The organism is Ruegeria sp. CH10, assembly GCF_056537125.1.
In genome coordinates this window covers 202,430-220,434 of sequence record NZ_JBQFQY010000005.1, presented here as the reverse complement: position 1 = coordinate 220,434, position 18,005 = coordinate 202,430, and the positions used below count along the sequence as shown (strand labels likewise).

The 18,005-nt window shown below is 58.5% G+C and carries 17 protein-coding genes; 8 read left to right on the top strand and 9 right to left on the bottom strand.

What is annotated here, in order from left to right; all coding sequences use genetic code 11:
• Positions 1-63: 63 nt before the first annotated feature.
• The 8 genes from ACRZ94_RS15860 to ACRZ94_RS15825 all read left to right on the top strand — a co-directional run bounded on the left by ACRZ94_RS15860 (position 64) and on the right by ACRZ94_RS15825 (position 6,212).
• On the top strand, positions 64-516 hold the full coding sequence (locus ACRZ94_RS15860; RefSeq protein WP_480655022.1) for an SRPBCC family protein: 453 nt from the start codon (positions 64-66) through the stop codon (positions 514-516).
• A 150-nt stretch (positions 517-666) separates the two neighbouring features.
• The gene (gene queC, locus ACRZ94_RS15855) at positions 667-1,368 is read left to right on the top strand and encodes a 7-cyano-7-deazaguanine synthase QueC (protein ID WP_480655020.1); all 702 of its coding nucleotides are present in this window, start codon (positions 667-669) and stop codon (positions 1,366-1,368) included.
• Complete coding sequence (queD, locus tag ACRZ94_RS15850) at positions 1,368-1,721, top strand: 6-carboxytetrahydropterin synthase QueD (RefSeq protein WP_480655018.1); 354 nt, start codon at positions 1,368-1,370, stop codon at positions 1,719-1,721. Before queC ends, queD begins: the two co-directional genes overlap by 1 nt.
• Complete coding sequence (queE, locus tag ACRZ94_RS15845; RefSeq protein ID WP_480655016.1) at positions 1,718-2,428, top strand: 7-carboxy-7-deazaguanine synthase QueE; 711 nt, start codon at positions 1,718-1,720, stop codon at positions 2,426-2,428. The genes queD and queE overlap by 4 nt, the downstream gene beginning before the upstream one ends.
• Before the next feature lie 21 nt (positions 2,429-2,449).
• Entirely contained in the window at positions 2,450-2,911 is a 462-nt protein-coding gene (queF, locus tag ACRZ94_RS15840; protein WP_480655014.1) for a preQ(1) synthase, read from the top strand.
• 158 nt (positions 2,912-3,069) lie between these two features.
• Positions 3,070-4,167, top strand: coding sequence for a Hint domain-containing protein (locus ACRZ94_RS15835; protein ID WP_480797802.1), 1,098 nt, complete (start codon positions 3,070-3,072; stop codon positions 4,165-4,167).
• 100 nt (positions 4,168-4,267) lie between these two features.
• A complete protein-coding gene (locus tag ACRZ94_RS15830; RefSeq protein WP_480797801.1) occupies positions 4,268-5,665 on the top strand; it encodes a pyridoxal phosphate-dependent decarboxylase family protein in 1,398 nt (465 codons plus the stop codon).
• Between the two features lie 67 nt (positions 5,666-5,732).
• Positions 5,733-6,212 carry an invasion associated locus B family protein gene (locus ACRZ94_RS15825; protein ID WP_480655011.1) on the top strand — a complete coding sequence of 160 codons (480 nt, stop codon included), beginning with the start codon at positions 5,733-5,735 and terminating at the stop codon, positions 6,210-6,212.
• Between the two features lie 3 nt (positions 6,213-6,215).
• Here the strand turns inward: ACRZ94_RS15825 and ACRZ94_RS15820 are convergent, their stop codons facing one another.
• The 9 genes from ACRZ94_RS15820 to ACRZ94_RS15780 form a co-directional block, all read right to left on the bottom strand.
• The gene (locus ACRZ94_RS15820; protein ID WP_480655009.1) at positions 6,216-7,025 is read right to left on the bottom strand and encodes an IclR family transcriptional regulator; all 810 of its coding nucleotides are present in this window, start codon (positions 7,023-7,025) and stop codon (positions 6,216-6,218) included.
• Positions 7,026-7,135: 110 nt separating this feature from the next.
• The gene (locus ACRZ94_RS15815) at positions 7,136-8,095 is read right to left on the bottom strand and encodes a substrate-binding domain-containing protein (protein ID WP_480655007.1); all 960 of its coding nucleotides are present in this window, start codon (positions 8,093-8,095) and stop codon (positions 7,136-7,138) included.
• A gap of 82 nt (positions 8,096-8,177) precedes the next feature.
• Positions 8,178-9,461, bottom strand: coding sequence for an ABC transporter permease (locus tag ACRZ94_RS15810; RefSeq protein WP_480655005.1), 1,284 nt, complete (start codon positions 9,459-9,461; stop codon positions 8,178-8,180).
• A gap of 41 nt (positions 9,462-9,502) precedes the next feature.
• Positions 9,503-11,053: a sugar ABC transporter ATP-binding protein gene (locus ACRZ94_RS15805; RefSeq protein ID WP_480797800.1), complete on the bottom strand. Its 1,551-nt coding sequence runs from the start codon at positions 11,051-11,053 to the stop codon at positions 9,503-9,505.
• A 259-nt stretch (positions 11,054-11,312) separates the two neighbouring features.
• Positions 11,313-13,733 (bottom strand): GcvT family protein, encoded by a 2,421-nt coding sequence (locus ACRZ94_RS15800; RefSeq protein WP_480797799.1) that lies wholly within the window; start codon positions 13,731-13,733, stop codon positions 11,313-11,315.
• Positions 13,734-13,962: 229 nt separating this feature from the next.
• Positions 13,963-14,202 (bottom strand): hypothetical protein, encoded by a 240-nt coding sequence (locus ACRZ94_RS15795; protein ID WP_480654999.1) that lies wholly within the window; start codon positions 14,200-14,202, stop codon positions 13,963-13,965.
• Between the two features lie 2 nt (positions 14,203-14,204).
• Entirely contained in the window at positions 14,205-15,656 is a 1,452-nt protein-coding gene (locus ACRZ94_RS15790; protein WP_480654997.1) for an aldehyde dehydrogenase family protein, read from the bottom strand.
• Positions 15,656-16,810: an aromatic ring-hydroxylating oxygenase subunit alpha gene (locus tag ACRZ94_RS15785; protein ID WP_480654995.1), complete on the bottom strand. Its 1,155-nt coding sequence runs from the start codon at positions 16,808-16,810 to the stop codon at positions 15,656-15,658. The genes ACRZ94_RS15790 and ACRZ94_RS15785 overlap by 1 nt, the downstream gene beginning before the upstream one ends.
• A gap of 102 nt (positions 16,811-16,912) precedes the next feature.
• Entirely contained in the window at positions 16,913-17,818 is a 906-nt protein-coding gene (locus ACRZ94_RS15780; protein ID WP_480654993.1) for a LysR substrate-binding domain-containing protein, read from the bottom strand.
• Positions 17,819-18,005 lie beyond the last annotated feature (187 nt).

The following is an 18,005-nucleotide window of genomic DNA, read 5'->3' as shown; positions in this document are numbered from 1 at the left end:
ACCCCTGAGCAGGCCGAGCGCCTCGCCCAGATCAAATTTCCCTGTTGTTAGAAGGAATAGCCGATGGAACTGGCAGACGAAATAACCATCAACGCCCCGAAAGAGGTTGTCTATGCCGCGCTCAATGACCCCGAGGTCCTGAAACAGTGCATACCGGGTTGTGAGGAGTTGATCAAACACTCGGATACTGATCTTGAGGCGAAAGTGGTCCTGAAGGTTGGCCCGGTCAAGGCCAAGTTCTCGGGCAATGTGGTGCTGAATACCGAAGGCGCGCCGGATGCGTTTTCTCTGACCGGTCAGGGAAATGGCGGAACGGCTGGCCATGCCAAGGGCGGTGCTGATGTCACGCTGACCGGCGATGGTAACAGCACGATCCTGAAGTACGAGGCGACGGCTGAGATTGGCGGCAAGCTGGCCCAACTGGGCAGCCGGCTGATCCAGGGGACGGCCAAAAAGCTGGCGGCCAAGTTTTTCAAATCCTTTGCCGACGTAATGGAAAACCAGACGGTCGGTTGAACGCTTTACCACTCACTCACCGAATGGGCTGTGGTGATCACCTATCCACCACAGCCCGACGCAATTGTGACTTGTGACATGTGATTTCCACGTATAACAGGGCGCATCCCGGTCGCAGCCTACCCGGGTAACAAAACAAGGGTTCAAAATATGAAAACGATCGTAATCTGCTCGGGTGGGCTGGATTCGGTGTCGCTGGCGCATATGGTGGCGCGCGACCATGAACTGGTTGGCCTGATCTCTTTCGACTATGGCCAACGCCACCGCAAAGAGCTGGACTATGCCGCGCTGTGCGCGCAGCGCCTTGGCGTGCCGCATGACATCATCGATCTGCGCTCGGTCGGGGCGGTCCTGACCGGCTCGGCCCTGACGGACGATGTGGACGTGCCCGACGGGCACTATGCCGAGGACAGCATGAAGGTCACCGTGGTGCCTAACCGCAATGCCATCATGCTGACCGTCGCGTTCGGGGCGGCCGCCGCACGTGGCGCGGATGCAGTTGGAACGGCCGTGCATGGCGGAGATCACTTTATCTATCCCGATTGCCGTCCTGCCTTTACCGAAAGCTTTGAACTGATGCAGAAGCACGCGCTGGAAGGGTATGCCGACGTGTCCCTGTTCACGCCGTTTGTCCATCGCAGCAAGGCGGATATCGTGACCGAAGGTGCGCGGGTCGATACGCCCTTTGCCGAAACATGGTCCTGCTACAAGGGCGGCGCACATCACTGCGGGCGCTGCGGCACCTGTGTCGAACGGCGCGAGGCCTTTCATCTGGCCGGAGTCACTGACCCGACCGTTTATGACGACCCGGATTTCTGGGCGGCGGCAACGGCACAAAAGGAAAGCGCCTGATGTACCGGATCACCAAGGAATTCCACTTTTCCGCCTCGCACCAGCTGACCCACCTGCCCGAGGATCACCAATGCGCACGGATGCATGGGCACAATTACATCGTCGAGGTCGAGCTGGCGGCTGCAGATCTGAACGCGGACGGGTTCGTGCGCGATTATGGCGAACTGAAACCGCTCAAGACCTATATCGATGAGACGTTCGATCATCGCCACCTGAACGATGTGATGAACATCCTGACCACTGCCGAGAATATGGCGCGGCATTTCTACGACTGGTGCGCCGCACGCTGGCCGGAAACGGCTGCCGTTCGGGTCAGCGAAACGCCGAAAACCTGGGCCGAGTACCGCCCATGACCCGCCTGCGCATTGCCGAGATTTTCGGCCCCACGATACAGGGCGAAGGCGCGCTGATCGGGGAGCCGACTGTGTTCGTACGCACCGGCGGATGTGACTATCGCTGCAGTTGGTGCGACAGCCTGCACGCGGTTGATACCGCCTTTCGGCATAACTGGGCGGCCATGTCGACCGATGATGTCTGGGGCCGGGTGCGCGCGCTGTCTGGCGACCGGCCTTTGACCGTCTCGCTGTCGGGTGGCAACCCGGCCATTCAGGACTTTGGACCTCTCATCACGTTGGGGCGCGAACAGGGCTATCGCTTTGCCTGCGAAACTCAGGGCTCGATTGCGAAGCCGTGGTTTGGTGCGCTGGATACGCTGGTGCTCAGCCCCAAGCCGCCCTCCAGCGGTGAAACCGTGGATTGGGGCGCCTTTGAGACCTGTCTTGAAGCAGCGGGGAACGGCCCCAAAACAGTTATGAAAATCGTGATTTTTGATGAGGTTGACTACGATTGGGCCCGGTCTGTTTCGGATCGCTACGCCTCTCTGCCGCTGTTCCTGCAGCCCGGCAATGCCGAGGTCGACCCGGCCCTGCCCGTCGATCCGCAAAGCTTGTCGGATCGGCTGTTGTGGCTGGTGGAAAAAGTCACCGCAGATGGTTGGTTCACCCCCCGGGTGCTGCCGCAACTGCACGTCCTGCTATGGGGCAATAAACGCGGGGTCTGAGGCCCCAACAAGGAGCATCACATGGAAACGATCTATAGCGACCTGACCCAATTGGGCGGCACGACTGAACTGCCCGCCTCGCCGGAAGCGGCTGAATTGGAACGTGTGCAGAACCCGCAGGCCGATATCGACTATTGCGTGCGGTTCACTGCGCCCGAGTTTACTTCGCTCTGCCCGATGACGGGGCAGCCGGACTTTGCGCATCTGGTCATCGATTATGTGCCGGGCGATTGGCTGGTGGAATCGAAATCCTTGAAACTGTTTTTGGGATCGTTCCGCAATCACGGCGCCTTTCACGAGGATTGCACTGTCTCTATCGCCCGTCGGCTGGTTGAGTTTCTGGAACCGCGCTGGCTGCGGATCGGGGGCTACTGGTACCCGCGCGGGGGCATCCCGATTGATGTTTTCTGGCAGACCGGCGCAATGCCGGAACATGTCTGGATTCCCGATCAGGGTGTTCCACCCTATCGCGGGCGGGGATAGTTGCGATTAGGCACTCATTGGGCTGCCCTGGGCGCCGTCCTGGTATATATGTTTGGTATTGGACGTTTATCTGGTGCTAAGTTTTAGCACGTAGAGTTGAAATTTCTTAAGGCCTTAGAAGGTCTCAAACATGTTGCGCGGTGACCGGGAGGATCGGGATGGTTGAAAGACTGCTGAACGGCAATTTTGAGATTCTGGTCGCCGACCCGGACATCGTTACGAATGGCGCACCCGAAGGAGCCAATGACCCCGCCAACTGGACGGTCACGGACGAAACCGACGGTGTTGGCCGGGTGGAATCCGTCAATATCGGCGGCAGCAACACGGCTTATTTCAATGGTGGTGGCAATACGAATGGCGGCAGTATCGAACAGACCGTCGATGGCATTCCGCTGGGGAAAACCGCCACCTTTTCAATCGACTATGACGAAGTTGGGTCCGGTGGCAATGCCAGCGCCCTGATCGAAATTCTCGACAGTTCCGGCAATGTTGTCTTTTCGCAAACGGCGACAACGCCGGGTGAGACGGTCAGTACCTCGTTCACGACCGAGGACACCAGCTATACCATCCGGATTACCGACACATCCAACCCGGGTACGTTCAGCCGGGATTTCTATGTCGATGATGCGTCGTTCTTTGTCCCTTGCGTTGTGCGTGGCACGCGCATTCAGGCCGAAGACGGATACGTGAGGGTCGAAGATCTGCGGGTCGGAGATCGTGTTTGGACCAAAGACCGTGGCCTGCAGCCCATCCGCTGGATTGGGTCGCGCAAAGTCTCGGCGGATGAATTGGCCCAACATCCCAAGCTCAGGCCGGTCAGGATTGTGTCGGGTGCGTTGGGAACGGGCCTGCCGGAACGCGACCTTTGGGTTTCGCGTCAGCACCGCATGTTGCTGCAATCCAAGGTTGCCGAACGCATGTTCGGACGGGCCGAGGTTATGGTGGCCGCGATCCGGATGACCGACCTGCCGGGTGTTTTCGAAGATGAATCGGTGGACTTGATCGAGTATTTTCATCTGCTTTTCGACCAGCATGAAATCATCAGTGCCGAAGGGACCATGACCGAAAGCCTGTTCACGGGGCCAGAAGCGCTCAGGGCCATTGATCCCGAGGCCCGGGATGAAATACTGACGCTTTTCCCCGAGGTTGCGGAATTGGACTATAAGCCCGAGCCGGTGCGGTTCATTCCCCATGGAAAAGGCCAAAAGCAGCTTATCTCCAGGCATATCAAAAACGGAAAACCCGTCTTTCAATAGGCCTGTGTCACCCCGACCATCTTGTCAGCGGGTGAGGTCCGGGTAGTGTGGCCGCGGCATCGAAATGAATGAGGCACGGGCCACAGGGAAAGAACAGGGCATGGATTGGGACACGTTTTCCTATTGGGGACAGCACATCGCAAGGTGGGCTGCGGATTACCACAAGGGGTTGCCGGACCAACCCGTTCGGGCACAGACTGCACCCGGTGAGATTGCACAGCAGCTTGAGGTGACGCCTCCCGAAACGCCCGAGCCGATGGAGGCAATCCTTGCGGATTTCGAACGGATTGTAATGCCCGGGATCACCCATTGGCAGCATCCGCGATTCTTTGCGTATTTCCCGGCCAATGCCGCGCCGCCCTCTATGCTGGCCGAGATGCTGGTGACCACGATCGCGGCCCAGTGCATGCTGTGGCAGACCTCTCCGGCAGCGACCGAGGTCGAGGGTGTGATGATCGACTGGTTGCGACAGGCATTGGGTTTGCCGGACGGCATGACAGGCGTGATACAGGACAGCGCGTCGTCAGCCACATTGTCCGCCGTGCTGACCATGCGAGAGCGTGCAACCGGGTTCACCGGCAACCGCGAGGGGCTGAATGGCAAAGGATCACTGCGCATCTATTGCTCGGACCAGGTGCATTCATCCATCGACCGGGCGTGTTGGGTTGCAGGGATCGGTCAGGAAAATCTGGTTAAACTGCCGGTAAAGGGGTCACGCTATGCGCTGGACCCCAAGGCGCTTGAGGCCGCCATTCAGGCAGACTTGGTTGCCGGACATATCCCCGCAGGGATCATCGCAATCACCGGAGGGACCGGTGTCGGCGCATGTGATGACCTGATGTCTGTGGCGGATATTGCCGCAAAACACGACCTTTACACCCATCTGGATGCGGCCTGGGCCGGGTCGGCCATGATCTGCCCCGAATTCCGCGACGCCCTGTGGCAAGGTGCGGATCGCTATGACAGTATCGTTTTCAATCCGCATAAGTGGATGGGGGCTCAGTTCGATTGTGCGGTTCAGTTCCTGCGGGATGCCACACCGCAACTGAACACCCTGAAGATCGAGCCTGAGTATCTAAAGACAACCGGTGCCGAGGTGACCAATTATTCCGAGTGGACCATCCCACTTGGCCGGCGGTTCCGGGCGCTGAAGATATGGTTCTTGCTGCGCTCTTACGGGTTGGAGGGGTTGCGCGCTCGCATTCGCAACCATGTGGCCTGGGCGCATGAACTGTCGGAACAGATCGCCCGGATGGATGGGTTTGAGATCATCACCGGCCCGGTGCTCAGCCTGTTTTCTTTTCGTTGCCCCGGTGATGATGACATGCAGCAAAGGCTGGTGGACGCGTTGAATAACGACGGCAGGATTTACCTGACACAAGGTCTTTTCAACGGTCGTAAAATCATCAGATTTCAGGTCGGGCAATTCGATACGACACGTAATGACGTGCTGGCCGCAGCTGACGTAATTCAGGATGTATGGCGTGCGCTCGGCTGATCCTGTATTGCGAGCTTACCGGGAAAACCGTGTCGAAATCGACGCATAAACTATGAAGAAGAGTATCATGAAATCATGGATCGGAGCCCTGGGGCTGGCAGTGGGAATGTCACAGCCTTTGTTTGCGCAAGAGGGCACGGCCCCTCCGTGGTCGGTCAACTGCAGCAATCGCGGCAACGGGTCCGAGCTGATCTGTGAAATGACCCAGAGCATCGTTCTGACCGACAGCAACCAACGGCTGACCTCGATTGCCTTTTTGAAAGCGGCAGGCAGAGACGAGATGGAGACCGTGGTGACTCTGCCTTTTGGCCTGCTTTTTTCCGAAGGGTTGACTGCCAGAGTAGACGGGACCGAGGTCGCGCAGCTTGAATTTCTGACCTGCGAGGCGCAGGGCTGTTTTGCACGTTCACCCGTGTCGCCGGACTGGGTGGCGGCCATGCGGGCCGGAAATCAGATGACCATCGACAGTATCAACCGGCGCGGTGAGCCGATCAGCTTTCAATTTGATTTGACCGGGTTCAGCCAGATTTCTGCTCTGATGCCATAAGGCTTACATCTGGTGCCACGGTGTCCGGGGCAGGGGCATTCTGGTGGCGATGCTGGCCTGAAGCTGCTGCGCCGTCGTCTTGAGCGCGTCAATGACCATTTCGCGGCGATTGTCGATCAGGGCGCTGGCGAAATGCGGAATGGTCAGCGCCGCGATGACGGCTTTGCCCGGCATATGGCGCACCGGGGCCGAGATTTCGTTGATCGCGTTGCTTTCCGGACTGCTCAGTGAGATAAAACCCTGCTCAAGGCAGGTTCCGGCCTGATCTGCGAATTCCTGATGGTTTTGCGCGTCCTGCCCTGGTGCAATACGTTCCAGCAAGGCCAGACGTTCGGAATTTGTGTCCAACTCGGACAAGAAACAGGCCCCGGCGGATGTCGTAAAGATGGGGTTTGCGTATCCGACTTGTACAGTGACGCCATAGTTTTGCGAGGATGAGACACTGCTGATCACCACAAGGTCGCCAGCGCCGCTTGGAACCCAGAGGTGATTGGACAGGGCGGTCTCTTCGGCCAGCCGCTCCATATAAGGTTCAGCCAGTTCTGCCAGCTTGCTGTTATCGGTGCGCTCTCCGCCCAGCAGTGCCAGTTTGCCGGTCAGTTTGAACAGATCGTCTTCCTGACGTTCGATATAGCCCCTCTCTTCCAGCACGATCATCATACGGAAGATTTCGTTCTTTGAGCGCCCAATGCCCTGGGCCAGTTGCGAAAGGGTTGGGGCCGTGTCCGCGAGCGACAGAAACTCAAGGATATCCAGCCCCTTTTCCAAGGCAGGGGCCGAGTATTTCTGGAGTTTTGTCTTTTGCTCGGACATGCAGCTACCTTTTCGAATAGCTTTCTCAGAAAAAGCAGCAGGGGCGCAAGCCCCTGCATACTCGGCTGACTATCCCGACAGGGAGGAGAAAGATCGTCAGCCTTGGACCGTTATTTCAGGCCATTCTTTTTCAGAACGTCATCCGCGTTGTCGGCGGTGATCGCTTCGGTGCCCATGACAACCGATTTCGGCACCTCTTCGCCTTTCAGATGCTTGAGCGCCTGACGCAGACCTTCTGCACCCGGGGTCGGGTACAGGAATGTCGCCGAAAGCTCGCCATTGGCAACCCAGGTCACGCCTTCACCGGGCAGGGCGTCGACGCCGATAAAGATGATGTCATCGGCGCGGCCCGCGTCCTTGGCGGCGAGATAGGCGCCATAGGCCATGGGATCGTTGTGGCCATAGACCATGGTGATGTCTTCATAGTTGCGCAGAGCGGTCGACATGATGTCATAGGCCTGATCCTGCTTCCAGTCGCCCGACTGCTGATCCAGCAGGAAGGTCACGCCGTCTTCGCCGTCAAAGGCTTCGTGGAACCCATTGGCGCGGTCATGCGCAGCCTGCGTGCCCAGACCACCCCAGATTTCAACGATGGTACCACTGGCAGCGCCTGCGCCACCCAGTTGATCCAGGGCGAACTTGCCTGCCTCGCGGCCGATCAGTTCGTTGTCGCCGCCAACCCACTGAACGAATTTGTCCGTGTCCACGTTGCGGTCCAGAACAAAGACGGGGATGCCCGCGTCGGTGGCCTGTTCCACCACACCGGTCAGACCGGCGGATTCTTTGGGCGAGATCAGGATCGCGTCCACTTCCTGACGGATAAAGTTCTCAACATCCGCAACCTGCTTTTCAGTGCGGTCATTGGCGTCGGCGATGATCAGCTCGACATTGTCGTGCAGATCGGCCTCGGCCCGCAGGTCTTTGTTGAACTGGACGCGCCAGGGCTCAACTGTGGTCACCTGCGAGAAACCGATCACATAGTCGTCAGCCGCCAGTACCATGGATGCCGAAAACGAGGTTGCGAGCGCGGTGGCAGCCATCAGGCTCTTGCCAAATGTTCTTCTTTTCATAGTTTACTCCTTAGTCATGATGCGGGTTTCTCCAAATTCCCGCGTTCTGATTGCTCTGACCTTGGTCCGCCAAGATTTGAGGTCAGAGCCTCCTCCCTCTGCCCAGGCGCTCTTTCGCCATGACAAAGATCTCTTCAAATCGCCCTTCCTGAAGCAGGACGGCGACCACGATGATGATGCCCTTCAGCACCAGCTGCGTGTTGCTGTCGATGTTGTTGAGTTGCAGGATGTTGCTGAGGAAACCAAAGATCAGCACGCCCACAAACGTTCCCATGATCGCGCCACGGCCACCCATCAGACTGGTCCCGCCGATGACCACGGCTGCGATCGCGTCCAGTTCCAGACCCAGACCCGCGTCGGGTTTCCCCTGACGGAACTGCGCCACATACAGCACTCCGGCCAGCGCCGAGAGGCCCCCGGCCAGCGCATAGGTGATGATCTTGTTGCGGCCCACATTGATGCCGGCCAAACGCGCGGCCTCTTCATTGCCGCCGATGGCCATCAGATAGCTGCCAAAGGTGGTGAAGCGGGTGATCAGGAAAAACACCAGCAGCACGCCCAGAAAGAACAGGCCCGGTACGGGGACAACACCCCACAGGAGTTCACGCAGCACTTCGAAATTCTCGGTCGCATTCGACCCTGTGTACACCGGGTAGACGGCTGTATCCTGCCCGGCGATAACGCGGGCCAGACCCAGCGCGCCCACCATCATCGCCAGTGTCACGATAAAGGGTTGCAGGCGGCCATAAACGATCAGCGCACCGTTCACCGTTCCCATCACGGCCCCGATGCAGGGCACGACGATCAGCACAGCCAGCACCCCGAACTTGGGCATCACCTGACCGGCCAGCCAGACCATAACGCCGATTGCAATGGCGGCGGCAACCAGACGGCTCAGCATCCGCGAGGGCGCGCTGGCCGTAGGGTTTTCCGAACTGCGGTTCAGGTTGCTTTGGACGAAATAGATCAGCGCGGCGATGCAGACAAACAGCACGATGCCGGTTGCCGGAACCCCGAAATAGCTGGCGGCTGTCCACCCCTCTTGCGTCAGCAACATGGCGCAGATCACCGTTCCCAGCGCCATGACCGATCCGACCGACAGGTCGATCCCGGCGATGAAAATCACCATGGTCATGCCCACGGCGACAATCCCGGTGACCGAGACCTGACGCAGGATGTCTGTCAGGTTGCCCAGTGACAGAAAGATGTTGTTGCCTTTAGAGGACAGGGGCGAGGTCAGCGCACCAAACAGGATCAGGGCGAACAGACCCCAATAGAGTTTTGTTTTGCTCAGCAGGTGCATGAACATCGAACTGCCCGCGTGCTGTTGTTTCACTGTTTGGCTGTTGGGTTCCATAACGGTCATGTCTTTTCTCTTTTGTGGGCCAGTTCGCTTGGGTTGGGCAGTCAGCGAAACTGCATTGCCAGGGCTTTTATTGAATCCACGGACATTTCTTCGCGCGACAGCTCTCCGGCCATCTGGCCTTCGCACAGCACGATCATCCGGTCACAAACCGCCATGAATTCCGAAAGTTCCGAGCTGGCAAAGAGGACTGAGATCCCCTGATCCGCCAGCCGTCCGACCAGATCGTAAATCTCGTCCTTGGCACCGATATCGATGCCGCGCGTGGGTTCGTCCAGCAGCAGGACACGCGGCTGTGTGGCCAGCCATTTGCCCAGAACCACCTTTTGCTGATTGCCGCCGCTCAGCTTGCCGACCGGATGGTCGGGGCCGGTTGCCGCAACCTTGAGCGTCTCAATTGCGCGCAGCGCCTGTTTGTTCTGTTCGGCCTCGGAAAAGCGCCCGAACCGCGATTGCAGGGGCATCAGCGGCAAGGCCACATTGGATGAGATCGACCGGTCCAGGATCAACCCGTTGCCTTTGCGATCCTCGGTGATCAGGGCAAGCCCGTTGCGCACCCCATCCTGCGGTTTCGCCGGACGCAGTTTTTGACCTTCGAGGGTGATGTCGCCCCGATAGCTGTTTCCGCGTGCTCCAAACAGCGTCTCAAGCAGTTCCGTGCGACCGGCCCCCAGAAGCCCGCCGATGCCCAGAACCTCGCCGCGGTTCAGGTTGAATGAGACATCATCCAGAACTTTGCGGTGGCCATCCCACGCGGTCAGGTTCTCGACCTGCAAAACGACCTCATCGGTGGCTGGTTTCTGCCGCTCGACGGGAACGATTTCGACGGTGCGGCCCACCATCATGCGGATCAACTCGGCCGATGTGGTTTCCGAGGCAAGGCGCGTGCCGATCAGGTCGCCGTCGCGCAGAACGCTGACGCGGTCCGAGATTTCGAACACCTCGTCCATGCGGTGCGAGATGTAGATTACCGCCACTCCCTGAAGAGCCAGGTCGCGCACGACCTCCATCAGAATATCCGCTTCGGCTTGGGACAGGGCCGAGGTCGGTTCATCCATGATCAGCAGACGCGCATTCATCAGCAGCGCTCGGGCGATTTCAACCAGTTGCTGTTCGCCAACGCGCAGGTCCTTGACGGGCGTGTCGATGTCCAGCGTGAACCCGAACCGCGACAATGCCTTGCTGGCTTTTTCGCGCAGGGCCTTGCGGTCGATGAAAGTCCCGAATTTCCGGGGCTCATGCCCCAGCAGCACGTTTTCGGCCACGGTCATTTCCGGGATCAGGCTGAGTTCCTGATGCATGATGACAATGCCATGCTTTTCAGCATCATGCGGGGCGTCAAACTCGACAGTTTCCCCATCGATCTGAAAGGTGCCAAAGGTCGGCTTCTGCACGCCGCTGATGATTTTGACCAACGTGCTTTTCCCGGCGCCGTTCTCACCCATCAACGTGTGTATTTCACCGCCCTGAAACGCCAGGTTCACGTCGCGCAGAACAGACACGCCCGAGAATGACATTCCGATCCCGTTCAGGGACAATTCAATCTGGCTTTCGGTTCCCTGCCTTGCACGCAAAGCAGATTGTTGTGTCGTCATCACGGCGCCTCCCTACGCGGTGCAAACGAACCCATCTTGGGTGTTTCATATATGAAATCACGTACACCAATGAAGCGTCAAGCTCTTTTTGCGACTTATTTTCAGCTGTGAATACGTGGCGGTGACATGTCCTGACTTGAGGTGGTTAACTTATTTATAAATAATAAATTTCTTCCAATACGTAGGAAGCCGAAAACAGAAAAACCGCGGCGTTTCATCGAAACGCCGCGGCTTGATCTTGATTCTGTTTTCGCTCGTTTTATCCGCGCAGGACCTTGCCAGCCGGATCAAACGGAGGCTCATGCAGGATCGTGGCCTTGTGCGGTCGACCCAGCACCATCACCTCAACCTCATCGCCGGGCTGGGCGTTCTTGACATAGCCCAGGGCCAGCGACATGCCGACGGTATAGCCATAGGTGCCCGAGGTTACACGACCGATGCCTTCGCCGTCTTTAAAGATCGGCTCACCACCGGTGGCGTCAGCGTTCGAGGCGGTGACGTCGGCCTCATCCAAATGCAGCAGAACCAGCTGTTCTCGGGCGGGGGTGTCCAGCACCTTCTGCGCGGCTTCCTTGTTCAGGAAGTCCTTTTCGAATTTGCACAAACGGTCCAGCCCAACTTCGTGCGGCCAGTATTCGGGGCTGTATTCGCGGCTCCACGAGCCATAACCCTTTTCTACCCGCATCGACATCAACGCGCGGCTGCCGACAGGGCCTGCGTCGTAGGCTTTGCCGGCCTCAAGCAGGGCGTCATACAGACGGGCCTGATCCTCGGTCTTGCAGTGCAATTCCCAACCCAGATCGCCGGTGAAAGACACGCGCAGGGCCAGAACCTCAACCCCCGCCAGTTCGATCTTGGCCGACCGCATGAACGGGAAGTCCTCGGTCGCCAGCGAGGTGTTGGTCAGGCGTTGCAGGATCTCGCGCGATTTAGGACCGGCGACGTTGAAGCCGCACATTGCTTCGGTGTGGCTTTCGAACGTGGTGCCTTCGGGCAGCGGAACCTGCTTGAAGAAGCGCTTGTGATACCGCTCGGCCATACCGGACCCGATGATCCAGAACTCATCCTCGGCCACGCGGGTAACGGTGAAGTCGCCCGCAATACCGCCGCGTTTCGAGATCAGCGGCGTCAGGCAGGACCGGCCCACCGCCTTGGGCATGTTGTTGGCAAAGACCGCGTTCAGCCAATCCGCAGCGCCGGGGCCTTTGCAGATGTATTTGGCAAAGTTTGAGATATCGATGATGCCCGCGCGCTCGCGCAGCATCTTGCATTCCTCGCCCACGGGACCCCACCAGTTCTGGCGGGTAAAGCCGTTGGTGTCTACGGTGCCCGGTTCATCCGCGAACCACAGCGGGTGTTCCCAGCCGACGTTCAGACCGAACACCGCGCCCATGGCTTTTTGGGTCTCATAGATCGGGCGCACTCGGGCCGGGCGGCCTGCGCTGCGTTCCTCGTTCGGGAAGTGGATCGCAAAGCGGTGGGCGTATTGGTCCTGCACCTTGGCTTTGGTGAACTCTTTCGTGGCCCAGGTGTCAAAGCGCGCCATGTCCCAAGCGAACATGTCGTATTCGGTTTCCCCTTCGATGATCCACTGTGCCGCCATCAGGCCCATGCCGCCCGATTGCGAGAAGCCGGGGATGATGCCGTTGCAGCAGAAATAGCCATCCACCTCGGGCACCGGGCCCATCAGAACGTTGGAATCGGGCGACCAGATCATCGGGCCGTTGATGACGCGCTTGATCCCGGCCTCGCCCACGGCGGGCAGACGTTCGATGGCGTTCATCATGTTCTCTTCGATCCGCTCCAGATCGTCGGGGAACAGGTCATGGGCGAAGTCCAGCGGCGTGCCTTCTTCGGCCCAGAACTTCATGTCTTTCTCATAAGCGCCGACCAGCAGGCCGTTGCCTTCCTGACGCAGGTAGTATTCGCCATCCCGGTCCGAGACCGAGGGCAGGCGGGTGCCGTGACCTTCGACGCCAGACATGGCCTCGGTGACGAAATACTGGTGTTCGGTCGGCTGCAGCGGCAGCTCGATCCCGGCCAGTTTCGCGACCTCACGACCCCACAGACCCGCGGCATTCACCACCCAAGGCGTTTTGATGTCGCCCTTGGGAGTCTTGACGATCCAGGTGCCATCTTCCTGCTGCTCGGTCGCGGTGACGGGGGTAAAGCGGTGGATCTCGGCCCCGCGCTGACGCGCACCCACGGCATAGGCGTTGGTCACGCCCGACGGGTCCACGTTGCCGCCATCGGGTTCGAACATCACGCAGCGGATGCCGTCGTAATTGACCAGCGGGTTCAGCTTTTGCGCTTCTTCAATGCTGATCTCATAGAAGTTCATGCCGTACAGCTTGGCCTTGGCGGCCTGCAGCTTGAGCTGATGCTCGCGCTCTTCGGTCTGGGCCAGATACAACGAGCCGGGCTGGAAAACGCCACAGCTTTGGCCGGTTTCTTCCTCCAACGAGTTATACAGATTCATCGTATAGTGCTGGATGCGGCTGATATTGGTGCTGTCATGCAGCCCGTGGATGTTCGCCGCTGCGTGCCAAGTTGAGCCAGAGGTCAACTCGTCCCTTTCCAATAGTACGACATCCGACCATCCCAGCTTGGTGAGGTGATACAGGATTGAGCATCCGATGACACCGCCGCCGATGACCACGGCCCTGGCTTCTGTTCGCATTTTGCTATCTCGCGCGTTGTGTTTCGATGGGTTTCTTTCACGAACCGGGGGCTGACGGCAATGTCCACAAAATTCAAGAAGAGGTGAGAGGAATTAAACTGAACTCCTTTGCGCGGTCCCCAACAAGAAAAACCCCGAGCCAAGGCCCGGGGTTCCCGAATTTGTGATTGCTTTGCGCCCCTTGTATGACGCGCACCGGGTGTCGGCGCGCGGAATCAAGGCAAAAAACCTAGAACTCCAGACGATGCGCGCGGCCGCGTTCAAACAGCATTCGGTTCAACTCATCAGCCTGGGGCGAGCCGTATTCCAGAGCGAAGACAAACGCATGAGTCAAATAGAAGCACGCCGCTTCATGATCTTGACGAAGCTCTGCAAGATTCGCCGCCTGATGGTACAACCGTATCAGGTCAGGCACGTTGTAATCCGCATGCGCCTGCAGCAGTTGTGTGTCGAGTTCGTCGAGATCCACAGTCAGCCTTTCAGCGAAATCGCGATGTTCTTGGTCCTGACGTAGTTGTAAAGCGCCTCAAGCCCTTTTTCACGTCCAAAACCTGATTTCCCGACGCCCCCAAACGGGGTCGAAATACCACCGGCGAACCATTCGTTGACGAAAACCTGACCCGCCCGCAGCTTGTGCGCCACACGATGGGCCCGCGCGAGGTCACGGGTAAAGATGCCTGCGACCAGACCGAACTCGGTCCCGTTGGCCATGGCGATCGCCTGTTCCTCGGTGTCGAAGGGGGTAAAGCAGGTCACCGGGCCGAAGATTTCCTCTTGCGCGACGCGGCTTTGGGGATCGACATCCGCCAGGATGGTGGGGGACATGAAATACCCGCCGCGTTCCAGACGCGCACCGCCAGCAGCGACGCGCGCACCGTCCTGACGCGCAGTCGAGGTGATCTCTTCCACGCGCTGCAACTGCAGAGCCGAGATGACAGGCGTATGTTCAGGATTGTCCAACCCGTGCCCGACGCTGAGGCCATTGGCCAGCTGGGCCGCACGCTCGACCGCTTGGTCATAGATCGAACGATGCACCAACACCCGTGCCATGGCCGAACACACCTGACCGGCATTGTAGAAAATACCGCTTTGCAGGCTGGTCATAAGCGTATCGAGATCCGCATCGTCAAAGGCCACGGCTGCGGACTTGCCACCCAGTTCCATCAGTGACGGGATCACGTTGTCGGCGGCTGACCGCAGGATGTTCTGCCCGGTCGGAACCGAACCGGTGAATACGATCTGATCCACCTGGGAACTGGCAACCAGTTTCGCGCCCAGATCCGAGCCAATGCCATTCAGGATCGACACGGCACCGGCGGGCACCTCGGCCCGTTCCAGCGCAACACCCAGCATCGCCAGGCCAATCGGGTCCAGTTCCGGCGATTTGATAATGGTCGAATTTCCCGCCGCCATCGACGGCGCCAGCGAACGGCCCGCAATGGAAACAGGGAAGTTCCACGGCACGATCTGCGCCGAGACCCCATAAGGTTCGAAAACGGTATAGTCAGCATAGTCTGGTCCCAACGGGATCGACTTGCCCTCGATCTTGTCGGCAACACCGCCATAGTACTCAAAATACTGCGCGGCCTCGATGAATTCATCCCGGGCGGCCTCAAGCGTCTTGCCGCTTTCACGGCACAGCAGTACGGCCCCTTCATCCGCGATGTTGCGGATTTCCTGCGCGATGCGCATCATCAACCGACCGCGTTCGGCCGGTTTCATGTCGGCCAGATCGCGCTGTTCAAACGACGTGCGCGCAGCCTCTAGCGCGCGGGCCAGAGATGCCTCACCCGCTTGTGCGCAATCGGCGACATGTTCTTGATTGCCGGGGTCCTCGACGGCGATGGCAGCGCCCTTGTCACCATCGACCCACGATCCGGCCAGAAAGTTTCTGGCCAGACCGTCCTTTAGAAAGTCGCTCATTATGCAGCGCGACCTTTTTCGATCTGCGTTGCAACCCAATGGTGGAAGCAATGGGTCGGACCGTCCATCGCAGGCGAGAAACGGCCGCCGTCGAACAGAACGCCGTGACGACCTTTCTGCATGCCTTCGACCACGAACACGTCCTCTTCGAAAACGGTCTTCCACAGCTGAGCGTTCTTGGCCCGCAGAGGTTCATGCTCGGGCGCGTCTTCGGGTTTTTTGGCGTAGTACAACTCAATATGCTCGATGGTTTTTTCCTGGTTCACAGGTTCGAGGATAAAGGCAAAACCGTGGTCGCGCTGAACTCCCAGCAGGACGTTCGGGTACACGACAATGTATTCCGCGCCTTCGTTCCACTTGTCGCTCAGGCCGTCGAAATCGTCCAGCTTTTCGCCGTCCTGACCTTCGAACTGGCGATATACCAGCGTGCCCTGGCCCGAGTATTTGCCCAGCTCGTTGATGTTGTAGTGGTCTTCCAGACGGGAATAGCTGTTCAGGCCGGGGTGAACCCAAGGCAGGTGATAGCTTTCGCAGTAGTTTTCGACCGCCAGTTTCCAGTTCGAGTCCAGTTCCAGACGAACCGAGGCACCGGCGCCGCCGTGATACATCGGCTGTTCGAACTCTTTCCAGCGCTCCATCAGGTCGCTGTGCACCTCTTCGAACTCGGGCGCGTTGCCGTCGACATTGACGAACACAACGTCGCGCCAGACATAAGAGCGGATGCGGATCAGACCCAGTTCCGAGAAATCGAGATCTTCGTGGGTGTTTTGGCCGGGGCCGCCTACGTGAGGTGCGGTGCGCAGTTCGCCGTTCAGGCCGTAGCACCAGCTGTGATAGGGGCAGCGGATCGCGCCACGGATTTTCTGCGGCTTGTCGACCAGAATCATGCCGCGGTGACGGCAGGTGTTCTGGAATACGCCGATTTCACCATTGCGGTCGCGGACCATCAGAATCGGCATGCCCAGGAAATCAACCGGCTTTGCATCGCCAGCTTCGGGGATATCCTTGCCAAAGCCAATACCGGACCAGTTCGCGAACAGTACGGATTCCCGTTCTTCGGCAAAGACTTTGGGGTCGATATAGTGCTCGTTCGGCAGCCCCTTTGCTGTGTTTACCGGGGTCAGAACGGACGAAAGCGATGCGTGCTTGTTCATCGGTCACTCCTGAGTATGAGATTGGCGTTGGTTTTGACCTCCATTGGCAGCGCAACCGGCAAAGCTTCAATAGGAAAAAACCTAACCGGCAGATGAGGCCAGCTAAACCGACCCTGCGTTGACCTCATCCAGAAGCCATTTCTTGAATGCCAGCGCGCCGTCAGACAGGTGCGTATCGTCCCGGCCGACCAGATAAAAGTTTCTGGGTGCGGGTGCGCTGAACTGCTCCAACGTTGCCAGTTTTCCGGAACTTAGCATTGGTTGCAGCAGGCGTTTCCACCCCAGCGCAAGACCTGCACCCTTGCGTGCCACCTGCAGTGCCAATGCGTAGCTGTTGACCCTGGATTGCGTCGGTATATTGCCAGTAAACCCAAGTTCTTTGAACCATTCTGCCCAGGTTGTCCAAGTGTTGTCTGCCGTCTCAAGGTGAATCAGACGGTGCTGCAACAGGTCGCTGAGATCGGCATCCTTTAACTCTGCAGCCAGTTCGGGGCTGCATACAGGGGTCAGGGTATCCCGGTAGAGCCTCGTGTGGGACAAGGTTGAAATCGGATCCTTTCCGTAACGAATGAACAGGTCCAGATTGGGGTTGTTTGAGAAGGCCGAGTCTTGCGCCACCTGGTTCACTTTTACGTGCGGATGGTCCTGCCAGAACCGGATCACGGACGGGGAAAGCCACAGGGCCGCAACGGCAGTGGTCGAACCGACTGTTACCTGATTATCGGAATCATTGCTGCGGATGCGTTCCAACACCTTGGACACTTTTAGAAAAGAGTCTCCCAGAACTTCGTACAGCGCGGCCCCGTCATCGGTCAGTTCGACGCCCCGGTGCTGACGCAGGAACAAAGGCGCGTTCAACTCGGTTTCCAGTGCCTTTATCTGATGGCTTACGGCGCCCGGCGTGACGGACAATTCGCCCGCCGCTTCTTTAAAGCTGAGACGTCGGGCAGCCGCCTCAAACGCAGAGAGGGTGGCAAGGGGCGGTAGGTTATAATGGCGGCGAGACATGGAGACTACGTAGCTGCGGGTTTGATTGAGGTGACCTCAACTGAAAACGAAAAAAATTGCAATTGAAATTTGCATCTTTCTCTGCGCGTATGTCGCGCCTGTACTTGGCCTTTCCAATTGGGCAGGCCCCATGTTGCGCCTTAAGAATACCCAGTGCCGAACGCGCCTGTGTTGCTGATCGCAACAA